The organism is Anaerostipes caccae L1-92 (genome assembly GCF_014467075.1).
Taxonomy (GTDB): Bacteria; Bacillota; Clostridia; order Lachnospirales; family Lachnospiraceae; genus Anaerostipes; species Anaerostipes caccae.
On the sequence record NZ_AP023027.1, the window covers coordinates 3,484,057 to 3,501,906 of the forward strand.

The 17,850-nt window shown below is 46.0% G+C and carries 2 protein-coding genes; both read right to left on the reverse strand.

The window, feature by feature from the left end; genetic code table 11:
- Positions 1-51: 51 nt before the first annotated feature.
- On the reverse strand, positions 52-16,938 hold the full coding sequence (locus ANCC_RS17050; protein WP_006568208.1) for an SdrD B-like domain-containing protein: 16,887 nt from the start codon (positions 16,936-16,938) through the stop codon (positions 52-54).
- A 355-nt stretch (positions 16,939-17,293) separates the two neighbouring features.
- The gene (rfbC, locus tag ANCC_RS17055; RefSeq protein WP_006568207.1) at positions 17,294-17,848 is read right to left on the reverse strand and encodes a dTDP-4-dehydrorhamnose 3,5-epimerase; all 555 of its coding nucleotides are present in this window, start codon (positions 17,846-17,848) and stop codon (positions 17,294-17,296) included.
- Between the last annotated feature and the right edge of the window lie 2 nt (positions 17,849-17,850).

Genomic DNA, 17,850 nt, shown 5'->3' on the forward strand with positions numbered 1-17,850 from the left:
GAGAAAAACATCCACCACAAACTTAAAATCGCTTATGATGGATGTTTTTTCTTATGCTTCTTCGTCCTTCCGTTTCTTTCTGTACAGGACAGCTGCTGCCCCGGCAGATGATGCGATCAGTATAATAAATATGAAAAGATTCCTGTCATCCCCGGTCCTCAGTACGCGAAGCGGACGTCTCGGCTGTCTCTTTTGTCTTGGTTCCTGCTTCGGAGTTTTCTTGTTTTCCTTATAATAAGGCACTTCCTCCTGTTTATAGAAGAATCCGAAGTCAATGCTCTCATCATCTTTTACCGTATTCAGATCAGCCACTTCCATCATTCTGTCTGCATCTTCCTCAAACCCCTGTTTCTCAGCCTCTTCTGCATTCAGCTTCAGCATTCTTGTGCTCACAAACTCGAATTCTTTTGCCCCGGCAATTCCCGTGATCGTCTCTTCTTCAGAAGGCTGTCCGTTTTCGTCCACGTACCAGCCGTCGCTGTCGGTCTCCTTGTCGTTTCCTGCAGTTCGTTTTGTGAGAAAGGCCTCATAAGGTGTCTCAGCTTCCACTTTATAACGGTAAGGTTTAAGATAATCTTTGGATTCCGGATTCAGGTCCGTCACCGGAACAGTAAACTTATAATGTCCATTCTTATCGGTCTTGATACTGCTCGTTCCGCGGAGATCTTTCACCGTCTGCCATGTATCACCTTCTGCATCATAGCGGTAAAGATTCATCTTAACATTTTTAATGCCCCTCTCGCCTTCGTCCTGAATGCCGTTTTGGTTCTCGTCATTCCACACCTTATCTCCAAGGTTTACGCGGTTTTCATATTTAATGATACCGCAGTCCACCGTCTTTTCGTCCCGTGCAGTCACATAATCATAGAGATTTCCGTAGGCATCTTCTGACTCCAGCGTATTGACCAGAAGGAAACTGTTTGAGATAGCATGCAGCCGGTCATCTTCGTCAAAGAGACCAAAATCACTGTCGATCTCTGCATTCTTTCCGTTTCCAACCTTTAAAAGGGTCAGATCCTCGTCGTTATTTTTCTTTGTGCGTATCCGGTATTTTTCCGGAACTTTGAGTTCTTTGTTATAAACATCCAGATCTTTGAACTTAAAGACACCGCTGCTGTCAGTTTTTACAGAAGCTATCGTCTCATAAGTGTCATCTTCCGGCATTACCGGCTCCTGATAGCTTCCGGTTCCGGTCCGGATCGTTCCATCCCTTCCTTTCTTTCTGCTCTTTGCCGTGGCAGGAGTATGATCGTCTGTCTCCTCCTTATTTTCCTCTTCCGGTTCTTCCGGAACGGGCTCCTCTTCTGGCACTACCTTCTTTTCCAGCCATACAGTCCTTCCCTTGACGGCTTTTTTGTTCTTTGACTGGAGGCCGTCTTTATCATCCGTGTCGTCCCATATGAGCCCCTCGATTTCTCCCTTGTCATAGGGAAGGAGTCCGATGTCATAGTCTCTGTCAAAGACCGCATTTAATGTGTCATAGTACTTATTCTGGTAAGAGATCACCGTATTCTTGTTGGCCTCTGTGATGTCCTCTTTCTTAATCTCCTCTGCCAGAATGATATACGGAATCTTAGCGTCTTTTACGCGTCCGTCGGAATAGAGATTACTGTCTTTCGTCTTATCCTTTCCCTGGGCTGCTTTTGTATAAATATACCCTTCTTTCATCTCCGGAACGCTTAAACGGTAACCCATCAGATAATCAATGTCCGGTCCCCCGTCGAAAGAGACTGCCGCAGTCACCGGAAGATTGGAGAAGAAATATGCGCCTTCCTCAGATGATATCGTCTCCTTGTCATATTTCTCAATCCTGATCCATTTGTCCTGATCAGAATCATAATAATAAGCTTCCAGTTTTACTTTGATGTCTTTCAGCGGTTTCTCTGTTTCGTCCTGAATACCGTTTCTGTTCTTGTCATCCCAGACATAATCACCGATGTATCCTGCTTTTGCCAGCACCAGGCCAAAATTGATTCCGTCGCAGACCGCATATTGTTTGCCGTCATTGTCGTATACCGGCCGGCCGGTGTTTTCATCGGTCGGAATAACCGCTTTAAAATTCTCAGTTTTGGCAATGTTTTTATTTCCGGAAACGATCATCGTTCCATCATTGTCATTGCTGTATTTCAGCGGATTCTTTGTGAGCCGCACCGGCGATGTCTTCATTAACTGTCCGTCTATGCTCAGATCTTCCACGGTAAAGTAGTATTCCCTGTTCGGCCAGAGCATGTCAAAACGATACACACCGTCTGCGTCTGTCATTACTTCCAGAGGTTTTCCGTCCATTCCCACGGCTGGGGAATGATTACCCTTCTCATAAGCAGTGACCTTTACTCCTTCCAGAAGCTTTTCGCCCGGATCGATCTTTCCGTTGAAGTCTGTATCTTCATGATTCTGTCCGTCATCATCGATCAGGTCTTTCCAAACGATACCTTTGTAGCGTACCGGCTTCGTGACTCCGATATCCGCATCCACAGCCTGTTTGTCATAGGCCTTTACAGCCGCCTCGGAAGACAGGTCAATAGCCTTTACGCCAAAGCTGTCGGTAGTATAAGTCTCCGCAGTCAGACCATTATCTCCTTTATGTCCGATAGAAACCTTCGTGTTAGTCTTGGTAATCGGCGTGGAGAGCTGATAGTCGTCATATTTGTTCGGCATTGTAAATCTCAGGCGGTATTTGCCCGGCTTCAGATTTGCAATAATGTAATAGCCCTGGTTGCCCCAGTAATCGCTTCTGGTTACAGTGGAATAAGGCTTCTTCTTTGTCGTCACAGTTCCGTTGTATTCATCCAGCTTCACATCTCCTGTCGTCTCATCCATGACGTAATCCTGGCCATTTTTATTAATCACGGCCTCGCCGTCTACATTGCACGGATTTCCACTCTCCGTCAGGAGTTCGACTTTGACTCCGTTGATTCCCGGATCGTCGGCCTTTCCGTCTCCATCCAGATCTGTGGTCCATTTGCTTGGAAGCATTCTTCCGTTTTTGGCCTCTTTGTACTCGGCCTCATCCTGCTTTCCGTTGCCGTTTAAGTCATTCCACACGTAATCACCCACATATCCGCGGCCTGTTGGTGCCTGGAGCACGACTCCTGATCTTGCGGAGTCAACCGGAGCATCCCGTTTTGCCCAGAAGGCGAAGGTATTCCAGCCTACAAACGGATCGCTGTCGTTTCCATTTTTAGCTGCATCCGCGGAACCCTTCATAAACGGAAGGTTCAGAGGAGCTTCCATGTCATATTTCAAAACATAGCTGGTAGCAGGGCCAAAGTCCGCAGTCGGATCTTTAAACCGCACCATAAACATTCTGACGCCCTTGCGGATTTCTTCTATGTTGTCAGGATTTGCACTTATCAGATCTTCTGCCTTTACAAAATGCTGATTTAACTTCGTCTCGTCATCGGCAATGGCCTGATAGTATTCTTTTGTACTTCTCTCGTTTACATCCGGCATATCCTTCATGTCATACAGAGCGTAGCTTCCGTCGGCATTCTTCTTCACCGGTCCCACATACACATCATACTTTCCTGCATCCAGCGTGTGGGTTCCTCCCGTATCCGCTTTTTCAATCCTGAAGCTGTCTAAATCGATCCAGCCGTTCCACTTGGACTCACGGGTCAGAGATGTATAGGAACCGTCGGCGTTTTTGCTTCCTGTAATGGCCTTGTCACCGTCATACGGCAGCACATCAAAGAAAATTGGAACGGAGTAGTTGGATGTTGTATCGGTATTGGTCAGGATATCTGAGAATGTATAATTTCCTCCCTCCTGTACCGGCAGCGGCTTGGTGTTCAGCAGGTAAGAGTCATCCACATCTGTGACGACCTTCTTGCCTCTGGTCAGTGTGCTGAATGCCTCAAATGCAATATTATTGCTTGAAATTGCCAGATTCTTATCGGTCTTATTGCTGTCATCGTTGACATCTGAGACATCGACTCTCAGAGAAGCCTGTTCCTCGTCCTCGTCATCTGTGATGAAGAACCGGAAGGAACCGTCTTTCGTTCCGTATACTTTTGTGGTCATATCTTCCAAAGGTACTCCGATGTTTGGCTCCCGAATCTCGTATGTGTAGTCGATGACAATCTTATCTCCCGGCGCTAAATCGTTGTCAAACCTCCAGGTCACCAGGTTCCGGTCTCTGCTCGTATCAACCGCTTTCCGGTAAAATACCGGTGATCCCTCTTTCAGCTTCAGCTCTTCCATATGCGGCGCCAATGTCTCATCCTCTGCATTTATGATGCGCCACGTCCAGTAAAACCGGTTCTGTGTATCGGCATTCTTTGCTGAATAATCCGGATTAAGCGGGCAGTCTTTGTCACTCATCACCTGGTCATACGGCACATAGTCAAACTTCATTTCATCGATGTTGGCAATGAACGGAAGTCCTACCGTGAGTTCCGGCCTGGACATATTGTCCTCTTTGGATTTCTCCGGATCGTCGGACGGCAGGTTCATCATCTCGTCACTGGCATTGATCAGCTGTACCGTCTGTTTCAGTTTAGAACTGTTCTTCAGGTTGATCGCGATGTTTTTATCCCACTCATAGGAAATATTCTTGTCTGCGTCCACATGTTTTTTCAGATACAGCAGATTCTGTTTCAAATCCATGCTCGGATTCTGGGAGGAAATCTCCACTCCTGCCCGGTCATCCTGGGCTGTAAGCCCTGCATACTGTGTATCGCTGTATTTGCCCCATCCGCTCACAAAGAAGCTCGGGAATTTACTGATTTCTGTCTGCTCTTCCAAACCGACCTGAACGGCGATCTGCAGCGCATTTTTGTTGACACTGTCCGTAAAGGAATCTGCATGCATCTTGTCGGTCTTATATCCGTTGTTTTCTGCTTTCTTCTTTTCTACGGCAGAGACATCTTCTTTGTCTGCAGTACTGTCATCCGCATCCAGATCCAGCCGGAACCCCTGAGGTACCGGATAGTGTGCCGGATCGTCGGAAGTGACGATCCAGCGCATCTCGTCGACGGCTCCTTTTTCAGAATATTTTTTGAGAGCCCCCGTCAGTTCGATCACCTGGTTTTCATCAATTTTTGCTCCGTCCGGATTCAGGCGCACCCAGTTCATATCTTTGTCGGTCTCGTCTGTGACGTTAGAGCTTCCGCTGTCAATATCCAGGACTTCTACATAAACTCTCAGGTGTTTTCTGAGTTCGCCAATATCAACATTACACTTCGTATCGGCCGGAATCTCCCATTTTCCTGTCTGGACCCGCTTGACAGAGACAGCGATCCTTGGATCAGTCGGCTCTGCCGGTCCGTTTTTCACAGTGTTCGGAGCCCGGTTTGGAATCTTATACTGGACGATGAACTGATTGAGGTTGCCCTTATGCACAGTAGCCTCATCGACCAGTAAGGTAAATACGTCTTTTGTCTTATAGAGTGCATCGGAAGACCGGATATCCTGAGTGATGTCATCCTTTTGGTAAATTCTCCTTGGGTCTTTTGTGTCTGTGCGCATAGAAACCGAAGGTTTTGTCACTCTGATTCCGGCAGCCTTTGCCATGCTGTACCGCTCATCGAAGATTCCGTCGAAGTCATAATCATTTTCCTGGCTGTCTTTCACCTGGTTTGTGTAGCTGACCGTCTCGATTGGACGCTCTTTGAAATTACCGCCCGGCACGAAGTCTCCGTCCATGCGGTGAAGATCAAGGTAGCTGGACTCTGAATTATACTGCCAGTAATCCGGATCTTTCAGAATATCTTCCGGTTCCGGAAGCTCTGCAATCCTGGATCTCAAAAACAGTGTAAAGTCTTTGCCCGATCTAAGCGCTCCTGACGGCAGCTTTCCTTTATGGATATTCCCGGAAGTAACATCTGCTTCCTGTCCCGGAATAATATTCGCCAGAATTTCCTGGTGATCATAGTTTCCGTCCTTGTCTTTCACCTTTTTTACTTCCAGCTGTATTTTCCAGCCTTTGTTTTTGGACGGATCACTGCTTTCCAGATCTGACTGGTTCAAGGTCTGTTTGATGCCGTCCCGGTCCACATATTCGATATAGTAACTTTCCAGATCGCCGCTGTCATCATAGACCAGTGCTTTCGGGAGCGTGTGATTAACCGTAAAGGCTGAATGTGTTATATCCCCTGTTGTACCGTAATCAGTCAGCGGTCCCCAGTACCCTGACCTCTCAGCCGGAGTATTGGCCGCTTTCAGCTGATACCACAGATTGTCGCCATAGGCAAACTGGATCGGAGCCAGTTTTGCCGGGCTTCCAGTGTTATTTTCCGGCTCTGCGGAATAATATGTTCCTGTTCTGCTGCCGGAAATGCCTGCGGTCAGACTGATTCTCGGATTTTTCGAATACAGGCTTGCTGTATTCATGACTCCATGATCCTGAAGCACGGCTTCTTCCGCGCCGTCCCCAGTTTCTTTCTTTCCATCATAGTTAAGGTCTGTGTATTTGTCTTCTCCGTTTCCGGTCTGCCAGAACAGCAGGGAATCTGCCAGTCCTGTATCCTGAAGACTGATCTTGTCGCCTTCAAAATAAGGAGTCATCCGGCCAATCGCCCTGTCTGCCATCGCCTTGTTGTCATATATGGTTTTTCCTGTGCGGTACGTGCTGTACGTATAATCCGGGCTGACTGCATCCAGACGCGGGTCCTGATTATAATAGCCCTGATTTGTGTCCACGCCGACCGCATAGCCTGCGTTTTCGCCGCCGATCTGTTCGTCCGTGATATATCGGAAAAGATTATGCTGGCTTCCCAGGTAGACTCTCGTGCTGTCCCAATCCTTTGTCTTATCCGCATCATCCGGCCAGTTTCCGGCGTAATCTGCTGCAATTACATTCATTTTTATGTTTCTGGACCGTCCTGAGAGCACTCTGACATCCTCTGTGGAGGTTCCTGCTTTCGGAACAAACCGGATCACATACCGTTTTGCCGCTGTTCCGTCGTCATCCACATCCATATACCGGATCTCTGTGTCAAACTTGGATTTTAAATCAGCCGGCAGGTCCGGATCTGTGTCGGCAGCCAGTCTGCCTCCGGAAGACCAGACTTTCTGTTCCATTTCCCAGTCAAAGTTCTGTACAACTGATCCATCAGAATCTGCATGAATCACTTCACCGTCTTCATCCACAGGCTGTACGCCATAAGGAAGCACAACGGTCACAACCGGTTTAAACAGGGTTCCCCTGGCTCCTCCGTTCGTAGTGTAGTTATAGCTTCTTCCGCTGTCGGCACCGCTTCCGTTTCCGTGGTGATAGTCTGACAGGATATACTCATTTTCCAGGCGGACATTCAGCTGTTTCACCTCTGTCTCTGCCTGAGCATACCACTGGTCAGCACTGAGGACGTCATTTTCATCCCTCCTGCCGTATTCCGCCCAGAAACGGACCAAAGGTTTCCTCTGTTTTGCCCTCGTTCCGGTGACCGCATATTTGGTGGAGTCTGTACTTCCGTCTGAAGCTTCAATGTTAAATCCTATATCTTTTCTGTCCACTGCCTGAGAATAAGTATTCCTTCCCTTCAGGTAAAGAGGCCACGGTGAGAGCAGATTATAGTAGGCTTCTGTATTACAGTATGAGCAATACCAAATACCGGTTTCCAAATCATTGCACTGAACAGTTCCGCTTTTGTTTGCCTCGGACATATCCATGCTGTCGTTCTTGTCATAAATCTGGTGATACATCGTATTCGGAACTTCGCTGTCCTTGGATTCTATATCGACCGGCCGCACATACAGACGGTCATACCACATTTCATTCATGTTCTCTTTGAACACTTCGGATTTAAATTCTACAGACATCTGGTAATGCTGCTGTTTGGATGCATCCAGACTTCCTCTGTTCCAGAACCGCGTAAGTTTCTCCGGTACTGTAATTCGGATCACCCATGCTTTTGAATCTGCATCTGCTGCATTATATGTTTTTCCGGTATATGCTCCGTTATGCACAGGGTCTGCCAGTTCTTTCGGCGCAAGAGCGCCGATATCCGTATCTCCCGGCTGCTGAAGTATCTTAATATTTTCTTCTGGAACAGTAATCTTTGTACCGTCCTTCATTTCGGCCTTCACTTCAAGTCTGCCGTCTTTCAGCACTGGTCTTGTACCTCTTGGCATCACGTAAGTAAACTCCGCTCCGTCTGTGTCCCAGTCTCCATAGTTCAGCGCATAAAGCCTTGTTACATAGTTTTCTTCAGCTTCCAATGCCGCAGTCTGCTGGTCGTAGTTTGGAACGTCATCTCTGTGTCCGGAACCGCCGGAATAATTGATATCTGCCTGATCGTAGTATTTTTGATCCGTTATCATATCACTGCTTCCGGTAATCCACGCTTTCTGCAGATGCAGTGCATGTTCTGCCCAGATAATATTGTGGTATTCATCACCAATGATGTTCTTCCATTTATTCATATTGGCAGAGCCCGTTCCGGATACGACCCTTCCGGATGTGAGATACCTGTAATAGGCACTGTCCGTGCCTCCCCCTCCGGCACCGGTGCGGTAGGATACAGCTGAGGCCTCTTTGGACGGGTCTGTCACAGTCATATTTGTGAAACACATCTGCCTGGAAGAAGAATTGATATCATAATCAAAAAATCTGCCTCCGTCACTGGTCGTCTGGCCCGGAATATATGCATAAGAATCCGTCAGGAATTCTCCCGGATCAATGCCTTTTCCGGGTGTTCCGGTAACTCCGAAATCATGGATCAGATTATCCATATCCATAGCTTTTGCGGCTGTATTGTTTGCATTCGGCGCAGGACCGTCTGCATATTCTCCATAGCGCGGAAGGTATGCGTTTTCTTTTGTATCCTTCCATGATGCCATCGGCAGGTCTTCTTTTCTCGCCTTGGTCTTATAGACGATCTCGATCCGTTCGCCTCTGGACAGCTCCTGATCACCGAAGTCGTATTTGTAGATCTTAAAGTTAATTTCCTCTGCAGGATTGTTCGCTGTATCTGTCGGCTTCCTGTCTGTGCCTGAAGTCACTTTTTCAAATTCCTGACTTCCTCCGATATCAAAATCTTTCATGTCAGTCACCGTGACTGCTGGTTTTTGGTAAGCTGAAGAATCCTTCGCATGTCCGTCCTTGTCATACCATATGATTTCAACATCATCCGGATTTGGTGCATCTACATATTCCGGAATCTTGTCATAGAGCACCGGATGATCAAGGGCCCCTCTTCTGGCACTGTCGTCTGTGCGCTTGTTCCAGGCAGTCAATTTATACCAAAAACTTTCATTCGGTCGGTACACTGCTTTGTTTTTGCTGTTATTTTCAGCATAGGCGCTCTTTGCGTCTTCTTCTTTGTCAAACGCCTGGACGTCTGCCAGCATATTCGGCAGCAGCCGGTATACGGTAAATGTATTCTTTGTATCTGCCAGCAGATGGGCTTCCATCTTGTCATCATCTGACACTTTATAGTGTTCATGGCCATAGTCAATATCCAGAATACCATTCATTGTACTGTAATTTTGGTTGACAGAAGATGCTCCGTTTTCATCCACGTAGTTCGCCGTTCCATGAAGAATGACATCCGGCATTTTATAAATATTTGTACCATCTTTGGCAGGAACATCCTCGTAGACCCATTTGATCTGCTTTACTTTTTTCAGGTTGCTGTCATCAGACCGGAAGGACGCATCCATGGCTTTCCAGTGTGTGTCCCCGTCTTCTTTATAGTAAAAGACAGCCTGATGTTCTGTTCCCGCAACCGTATATTTTGCCTCCGGCCATTTTCTGAGGTAGAAATTCTGTTCATTTTTTACTGTCTGGTTGGAGAGGTCAATTTCAATTCCTGTTTCCTTAAGATCATGCATCGTATTGTTTTTAATGTCGGAAACCGTCAGATCTACATCCATCAAATCATTGACCCATGCCGTTCCCCCTTCCACAGAAGATGGATTGGAAAACTTCATTGCAGGTGTTCCCGCATCCATATAAGAAACAGAACTTGTAAGCTCTCCTGTCGGCACAGGTGTATTATTCAGTGCCAGATCGACGGCAGAGCTGTTTTCCACACAGCGTTTAATGAAACTGGCGCTTCCAAACGCATCGCTGCACCATGAGGAGTAAGAATAGGTCGGATTCGTGTCTCTGTTTCCGAAATAATATGGGTAATAGTGATTTCTCTGACCGCCTCCCGCATAGACGCTTGTATTCACTGTTTTTCCTTCAAATGCTCCGGAAAATTCATCCTTCGCCTCCAGAACAACAGTCACAGTATAGTCTTTGTTCAGTTTCAGATACTGGTCTCCATGATCTGTATCGGTTGTAATCACCAGATTCCGGTATGTATTTTTTGATTCCGGTGCCTCCAGTGCACCATTTACCACAGGTGTCCTCGTTGATACAGAACTGCTGTTGTCTACAAATTCACCCTTCAGATCTCCAATGCCCGAATCTGTCTTTTTCGCATACTTCCATCCCACGATCTTCATTCCTACAGGTGCCGTCACCCGAACCGCCGGATTTTTAAACGGCGTATTCGTCTCAGAACCGTCAGACTCCTTTTCGGATTTGTTGGAAACCGTCACCTGATATTCAATTCTGTCGCCTGGAATGATATGATCCTTATCTACCTCCAGTTTTATTCCGTCTTTTTCATCATACGCAGGAGATTTCGTCTCTTCATCCTCCCGCTTCTGTTTCATTTCCACATGGGAAACTCTGTTATAAACTGTTTGATCGGCATGGGGAGCGGCAGTTATCGTACTCTGCTGATAACCGAATGTAGCTGATTCTGCCTTAAAATTCTGAATGCTGTTTCGGATGTAATAAGTGTAGAAATAATCATGTGTACCGCTTCCTCCTATGGTAGGCACAGAATTCTCGTTCCACTCATCCTTTTCCAAATCTTCTTTTGTCCGGTCCACAAAGATTCCGTCGTAGATAATATCCTCTAATGCCTGGCCCGGTCTCAGGAATTTTTCATTCTTGTTTCCATCGGTTTCCTTGGCCTCAATTTTTACAGTAAAACTTTGGATATAACATTTTGTAAATTCTGTACCACTTATTGTATAGGTGGATGTATTTAAGGCATCGTCCCCCACGAATAGTTTGGAGACATCTAAAACATAGTATTCTTCATCATTGATTGTCTCCAGCCTAAACTTGTCTTTTACGTCCACTCCTTTATCATCACCGGAGTGGGTTCCGTCATTGATCTTGAACTGAGTCACATTCCACTTGTCAGAGTCAAAGACACTTTTCGGAATCTTAATTGTCTGAAGCCGGAACCGGCTGTCAAGAGCCTGGTCAAAGGCAAAACCGCTGATATCTGCGTCCCTGGATTCAGAGTTGGCAGGATCGCTGCCTCCGTCGTCTGTACCGGCGTTTTCCAGATGGATGGTAAACGCTGAAGACTCCGGCTTCATTTCCGGTTTACCGGCATCAAGTTTGGATGCCTGATAATCCCATCCTTTTGTATTGTTGGCAGTCAGCTTATAACCCGGCTTCAAAGGAATCCTTCTTGCCAGCAGAGTACCCGTCTCTGTGTTTCCTTCGATTACTGTATTGACCGGATCATAGTCTTTAAACGTCTTGGTGTTAACCGTATTGACTCCGGCATTATTTCCGTCGCCGTTCAGCGCCAGTATTTCACCGTAGATGTTGATCATCGGTTCCGTGCGGTTGTCAAATACCGTGTCTTTGGATATTCCGTCGATCTCAGTCTTGCTGAAATCACCGTCACCGGCAATGTCCTTGACAAACAATTTAACCTTCGTAAGATACTGTCCGGAATTCAGAACGATATCTTTTCCGTCCACAGCTTCTCCCGCGTTGTCCTCTCCTTCATAAAACACCCTGATCTCTTTATAATCTGCGTCTGCTGCATCGCTGAAATCCGCTGCTGCTCTTTTTACTGTGCTTCCGTCGGAAAGCGTCAGCATAATATCCCCGTCTGTCCGGTTCAGCAGTTTTTTCTTGATCTGAACAGACGTACTCTTAAATCCTTTATACTCCCCGTCACTTTTTGTGATCGGAGGAAGTGTGTCTTCCAGCACCGCATTGTCGATATACGGATAATAGCCGCTCCAGTTTCCGGAAGCCCCGGTTTTGTCCCGGTAGAAAGACATGCTGTAACATCCGGTTGCACCATATGGATAGGACTCTTTTCTGTCCGTCTCGGGATGCAGGTTGACTCCTTTTAGAGAGTACATTCTTGCATCGTCATAGACAGTGATCGGCACTTCCGATCTCATATGTCTTGCTGTGTATTCCTGTGAACCGGTATAACTTCCATACCAGTCATATGTATAATAGTAGTTTTTAAATGACCAGCCGGAACGGTAGCTGCTGTTCTTCGTAGTGTCTGTATTTTCAGTTTTTATTTCGGTTTTCGTTCCGTCAGGTTTTTCAGTGCCGCCGATCGTCATTTCTGTCTCTGCAGAGGCCTTATAATTTCCAAGTTTATAATACCTTCCCACAAATTCGAAGGTATTTTGTGTATTTACATTGCTTTGGTTATACCATGTGCCGTAATCCGGTGATTTGGCAGTTTTTACGCCTCCGATCTCCTCGTATTCCTGCTGGTTAACAGAAAAACGAATCTCTGCTTTTTTGACCGCCTCTTTCCCGTCCGGCTCTTCTTTTGGATGACGGTAGTAGTTCCCTTCTTTTTCTGCCTCGTAATTCGGCTCCCCGTCCAGAAGATTGATTCTCCAATATCCATTCTGTCCGTCCCAGCTCTTGGCATTTTCATTGGCAGCCCAGACCGCCTTCGGATCATCGATCGTATAGGAAGATCCATCAGCACGGTATAATTTAATCTCTTTTACATAGTCCTTTACTCTCGGATCCACTTTCAGATAGTATGTCTCAAAGCCCTCAGACGGAAGATTCACTGTCATCTTCAGATCTGCCGGTGTATTGTAGGCATAATTCTTTATCTGATATCTGCTGTATGCAGAATCATTATACTGCTCCTGATTATTGTGTCTTTCCGGGGGCCCGCTGCTGTAATCCTGCAGGTACTGTCGGAAATCGACTCCGATACTGCCGACCGCTTTATAGCCGATCTCAAGATTCGTATCATCACTGTATCCATAGCTTGAACGGTAATGCTCGGAAGGCTCTGCACCATTATTATATCTGGTTGTTTTATTATCCGGCGTTACAAATTGTGCGTCTACGACCGTATCAAAATACATCGGGCTGATCATCAGCCTTGCCGCATCCTGATTCGTAAGTTCAAAGGACCTGTCGGTGGTATAGAGTTTGCTCGTAATTTTTGCAGCCGCCTGATTAACCTTGCGCATTTCAATGTCGGAAAATCCGGTTACTTCGATGGACTGTGACGCTTTCGGCACCTTCCCGCCTTTCATTGTCCCTCCGGTCACCTCGATCCCGCTAAGAATTCCCAGATCCTTAACGCTGCTTTTCGGAAGTTTCCAGCCCTCTCCTTCTAAAGTATAGGTCTTGGAAGGCTGGCCCTTTTCTTTGAATGTTTTGGCATCCTTGTCATAGACAAGAGTTAAGCTGCCTTCGGAACCTGTCACTGTAATTTCTTTGACATCGGCAATATCCAGAAGCTCTTTCCTGATCAGTACAGACTTTGCATAAAAACCTTTTCCTGTCTCGGCAGAAAGCTGGTTGGCGGAATTTAATTCCGTAAAATCGATCACCGTATGGAAATCATGTGCATCATTTGCCGCACTGTTTCCAAACCAGAAGGAAAAGGAAGCTTCCTTTTCATAAGGAACCGCAAGCCCCATCACATTGCCGTCCACCATACTGCCGTTGTTTTCTGTATTGATCTCTGTCTTATCATAGTATGGATTTAAATGTGCATTCACTTCAGGCTTCGGATTATTGACATTCATTGTCATGCCCGCTGTCTGAGCAGGTTTGTTCATGTTCAGCGCATCTTTGCATGCCCATTCACCCCTGAAAGAAGCCGCGCCGTAAAAGTCTGCGGTTCCGCCTACGGTGATGTCCAGTTTCTCCGCAGTTTCCATTCCGTTAAACGGCTCAAATATAATCCTTACATATTTCAGTCCGTTTGCCATAGAACTTTTCCACAAACTCTCAGGAATCGTAATCAATCCGTCTTTTTCTGCCGGGATCTGATCCGCCGGGAGAACAAAATCCGGCTCCTTGGAGTTTCCTGCATAAGTGTTGTTGGAAATATCATAAAATTCTATTTTTGAAATCTTTCCGAATTTTTTCAAATCTTTGATGGTGATCTCATCTGCCAGGAATCCCACCGTCTTTTCATCGACCACATTTGTCGGCAACGTCATCAGAAATTCCCCGGGGTTCATTTCTGAGTGTGACTTATTACCTATATGGAACACAGCCTTAGCACTGTCTTCATTATATGGCACCGTAATGGATGTCAGATTGGATGCCTGCGGATGATCCGGCTCATTGTAGACATTTCCTGTGATGGCCGGATTCACCCCTTCAATCGTGATCGTCCCTGTCCCTGTCTTTGTCACAGAGCTCGTGGATGTCCCCGGATAGTTTGTGGAAACTGTACCGGTGGCGGTAAGGGAACCATAATCCTTTAACGTTCCCATAACCTTCAGATAGGTCTCCGCAGCCAGTTCATCTCCGTTTACAATTTTCTGGTCTCCGGCAAAATAGTCGTATTCAATCCTTACACTTTTAAGGTTATCTAAATCGCCCTTCCACAGACTGCGTTCAATCACCACATTTCCGTCGCCGTCTGCGTAGCCCTGAACGAGCGTCTTCAAAGAGATTTTCTTTGTCTGGTTATTCACATCTTTAAGAATGAGATTTCCGGACGGATATTGCTGATCTTCTTCGCTCGTTCCCACAGAGACATTGATCATGGCATCCAGAAGATCCTTTTTCAGCAGGATATTTTCTGTCACATATCCTCTGTCATTGGCAGCTCCCGGTACATCCAGCTGAAGATATCCGGGCGCGATCGGCCCTTTTGACTGGGTTCCTGCCCTCAGAATATACCCGTCCATGCCCTGGCGGTTGTATTTTCCGTATACTGTCTGATGATACGGTGACCGGCTGCTACCGCCTTCGGTCACTGCTGCCTGGCTTTCCCCTTCTTTCTTTTCTGTATGTACTGCTGTGACGACAGTGTCGATTTCAGGAGGAGTCAGTACCATATCTGCCTGGATCTTGTACGGCTCCTGCTCCTTGACCATCCATTCGCCTTCCGTATCACCGTCGCCAACTTTGTAGTATTTGTAGTCAAACTGGATTTCTGCTTTATTCTGAATCGTAACGTTGTTTTTGGGATAACCGCTGATCACGATCTTGCCTGGCAGTGTAGTTCCGGCATCTATCTTTTCTTTCAGATTCACACGGACTCTTCCCGTGGCATTGCCGGGAAGCCTGCCTTTAATTCCTGAGATTCCCCACCTCACTTCATCATCGGTACTCTTCTCTGTCACACTCTGGGTAAAGTCAATCCATTGCTTTTCTCCTGTAGCGGAATTGGTAACCTCATACTGGAACGGATGCTCCTTCGCCAGAAACTTTTCTATTCCGCCGTCTGCATCTTTTTTCGGAACCTCATAAAACAGTCCGTCCAACATAAACTGACCCGGCACCGTATCTGTCACTCTCGGTGAAAACAGCGGGATATTCCCTTTATTTGTAATGCTCTCTATATAAAATTCGGATAAGCTGTTTACATAAACGTGTTTATTATACGGAGCTTCTGATTCTGAAACTTTTTTCGCAGAGTAATCCGGCTGCGGCTTCATAAAGGTAGCCGTAGCTGTATTTGTCTTAGACCAGTAAATCTCCGGTTTTCCAAAAATAATCGTGGATACCAGCTTCGTCTGAAGTTCGTTGGTCGTGCTGCTGCCCTTAAACTGAATATTGTTTGTGAACGGCAGCCTTACCAGAAACTTAGCCTGGTGGTGCAGGTTTTTATCCGGGTGTTCTTTTGCGTAGTTTGGAGAGTGTATTTCTTCTTCATGAATGACTGCAATCTGACCGTTTCCGGTATAAGAATAAGGGATAGGTTTTCCAAGCTTCCCATCTTTGATCTCTTCATCTGTCAGATCTGTGACATCGTAGACGAGAACACCTCCCTTATCCTCTTTCCCGATAAACTCCGTGTTCTTCCATGAATTTGGATTGTTCGGCTCTGTATTTTCGATGATCTGCCCGTCTTTATAAATCCATTTTGTGATATCCCGTGTAAAGATCCCGTCTACCCCGCCTTCGGAGGAGCAGAACGGAAGCTCAAACATCAGGTTGATCTTATCAAATGAAACATCTTTCGGACCGTCCTTATCCTCTGACTCTGAGGTGTTTTTAACTGTAACATAGTGATCGGCATAATTATACTCTTTCCATACCGGAATGGCAGGGGAGTCTTCAAACACCGTCTCCCATGAAAGATTCGTGTTTACAAACACTTTAATTGCATTTTCATCTACCCCGGGAGATTTCCATTCGTCCGCGATCTTATTGCCGTTCTTATCGTAGTACTCCTGGTAAGATGAGCTTCCGGTAATCTTTCCCTGTGTTTTCTCAGGCACATCTCCGAAAAACTTCACCTTAATACGGAAGGTCAGAGATTCCCCGGCCTTCAGGTCATTGCTTGCTACAAATACGATCTTGCCTTTATAAACTGTGTCCTGGTCAAATGCCTTTCCCTCCACTGTCTGCCAGCTGTCCGCCTCTATGACGTTGGCCTGCATTCCAAGCTTTACATCCTCCGGATTGACATTCTCATCATAAACCTGGAGATTTCCGTCGCTGTCATAGAAAAAAGACGGCAATGCGACGGTGACTTTTGCTCCTTTTGCATAGCCGGAAGACGTGGCTGTGACATTGACCTGTCCTGTCAGTTCTTCAGATGCCCCGTTTTTAAGCATCGTAACATTGGTCCCCGGCTCCTGCTTACAGGAAAAGCTGACCTGCAGCCCCGGCGACTCATCTGCTTTTACATTTTTAATAATTGCTGAAAAATTTGGACTCTGTACCACCATTAAAAGTGACAGAATGATAGAAATGATCTGCCTAATGCGTTTTTTCATAACTCCGTTCCCCCTACGGACTAATGCCCCTTATTTTATTTTGATATAAATGCAAAAAATCTGTGTTTCATCTAACCCACAGATTGATATAGAACATATTAATTCCCCTTGATTGTATGCCCATCGAAAGATAATGTCAATTATAATGTCAAAGTTTTGTCAATTTAATAACAATTCCGCCTTTTATTTGTGCACTATGTACAGAATTTTAAGATGATTTATTTTACACTCTACTTTGTTAAAACCCCAAAAAATATAATAAAAAAGCCAATGTACAGGATGGTTAGCCCATACATCGGCCTTTCTATATTTTTGTCTATATTTCCTATCATACCGCTATGATAACAAATGTCTTTTAAAACTTAAAAGTGTCTTTTAATCCGGACCATTTCTGGTCTTTCTCTGAGATCACCAATTCCGTACCCTCCTCAAATGGCCATTCAATGCCGATGTCAGGATCATCCCACTTGATCCCGCCTTCATCTCCAGGGTGATAAAAGTCTGTACACTTATAACAAAATTCTGCCTCCTCTGAGAGGACGAGGAAGCCATGGGCAAATCCTTCCGGAATATAAAACTGCTTTTTATTCTCTGCGGATAATTCTACCCCAAACCACTTTCCGTAAGTTTGAGAGTCTTTTCTCAGGTCCACCGCCACATCAAATACCTTACCACGAACGACGCGCACCAGCTTTCCCTGTGGATACTGCTTCTGAAAATGAAGCCCTCTTAAAACTCCTTTTACCGACATGGACTGATTATCCTGTACAAAGGTCATGCCAAGCCCTGCCTCTTCAAAATCCTTTTGGTTATATGTCTCCATGAAATATCCCCGTTCATCCGGGAACACTGCCGGCTCAATGATATGCAGTCCTTCAATCTCACAATTTGTAACCTTAATCTTTCCCATCT

Excerpts from the sequence above, each read along its gene's own strand:
- ANCC_RS17050 (WP_006568208.1), bottom strand. The coding sequence starts at position 16,938 with ATGAAAAAACGCATTAGGCAGATCATTTCTATCATTCTGTCACTTTTA.
- rfbC (WP_006568207.1), bottom strand. The coding sequence starts at position 17,848 with ATGGGAAAGATTAAGGTTACAAATTGTGAGATTGAAGGACTGCATATC.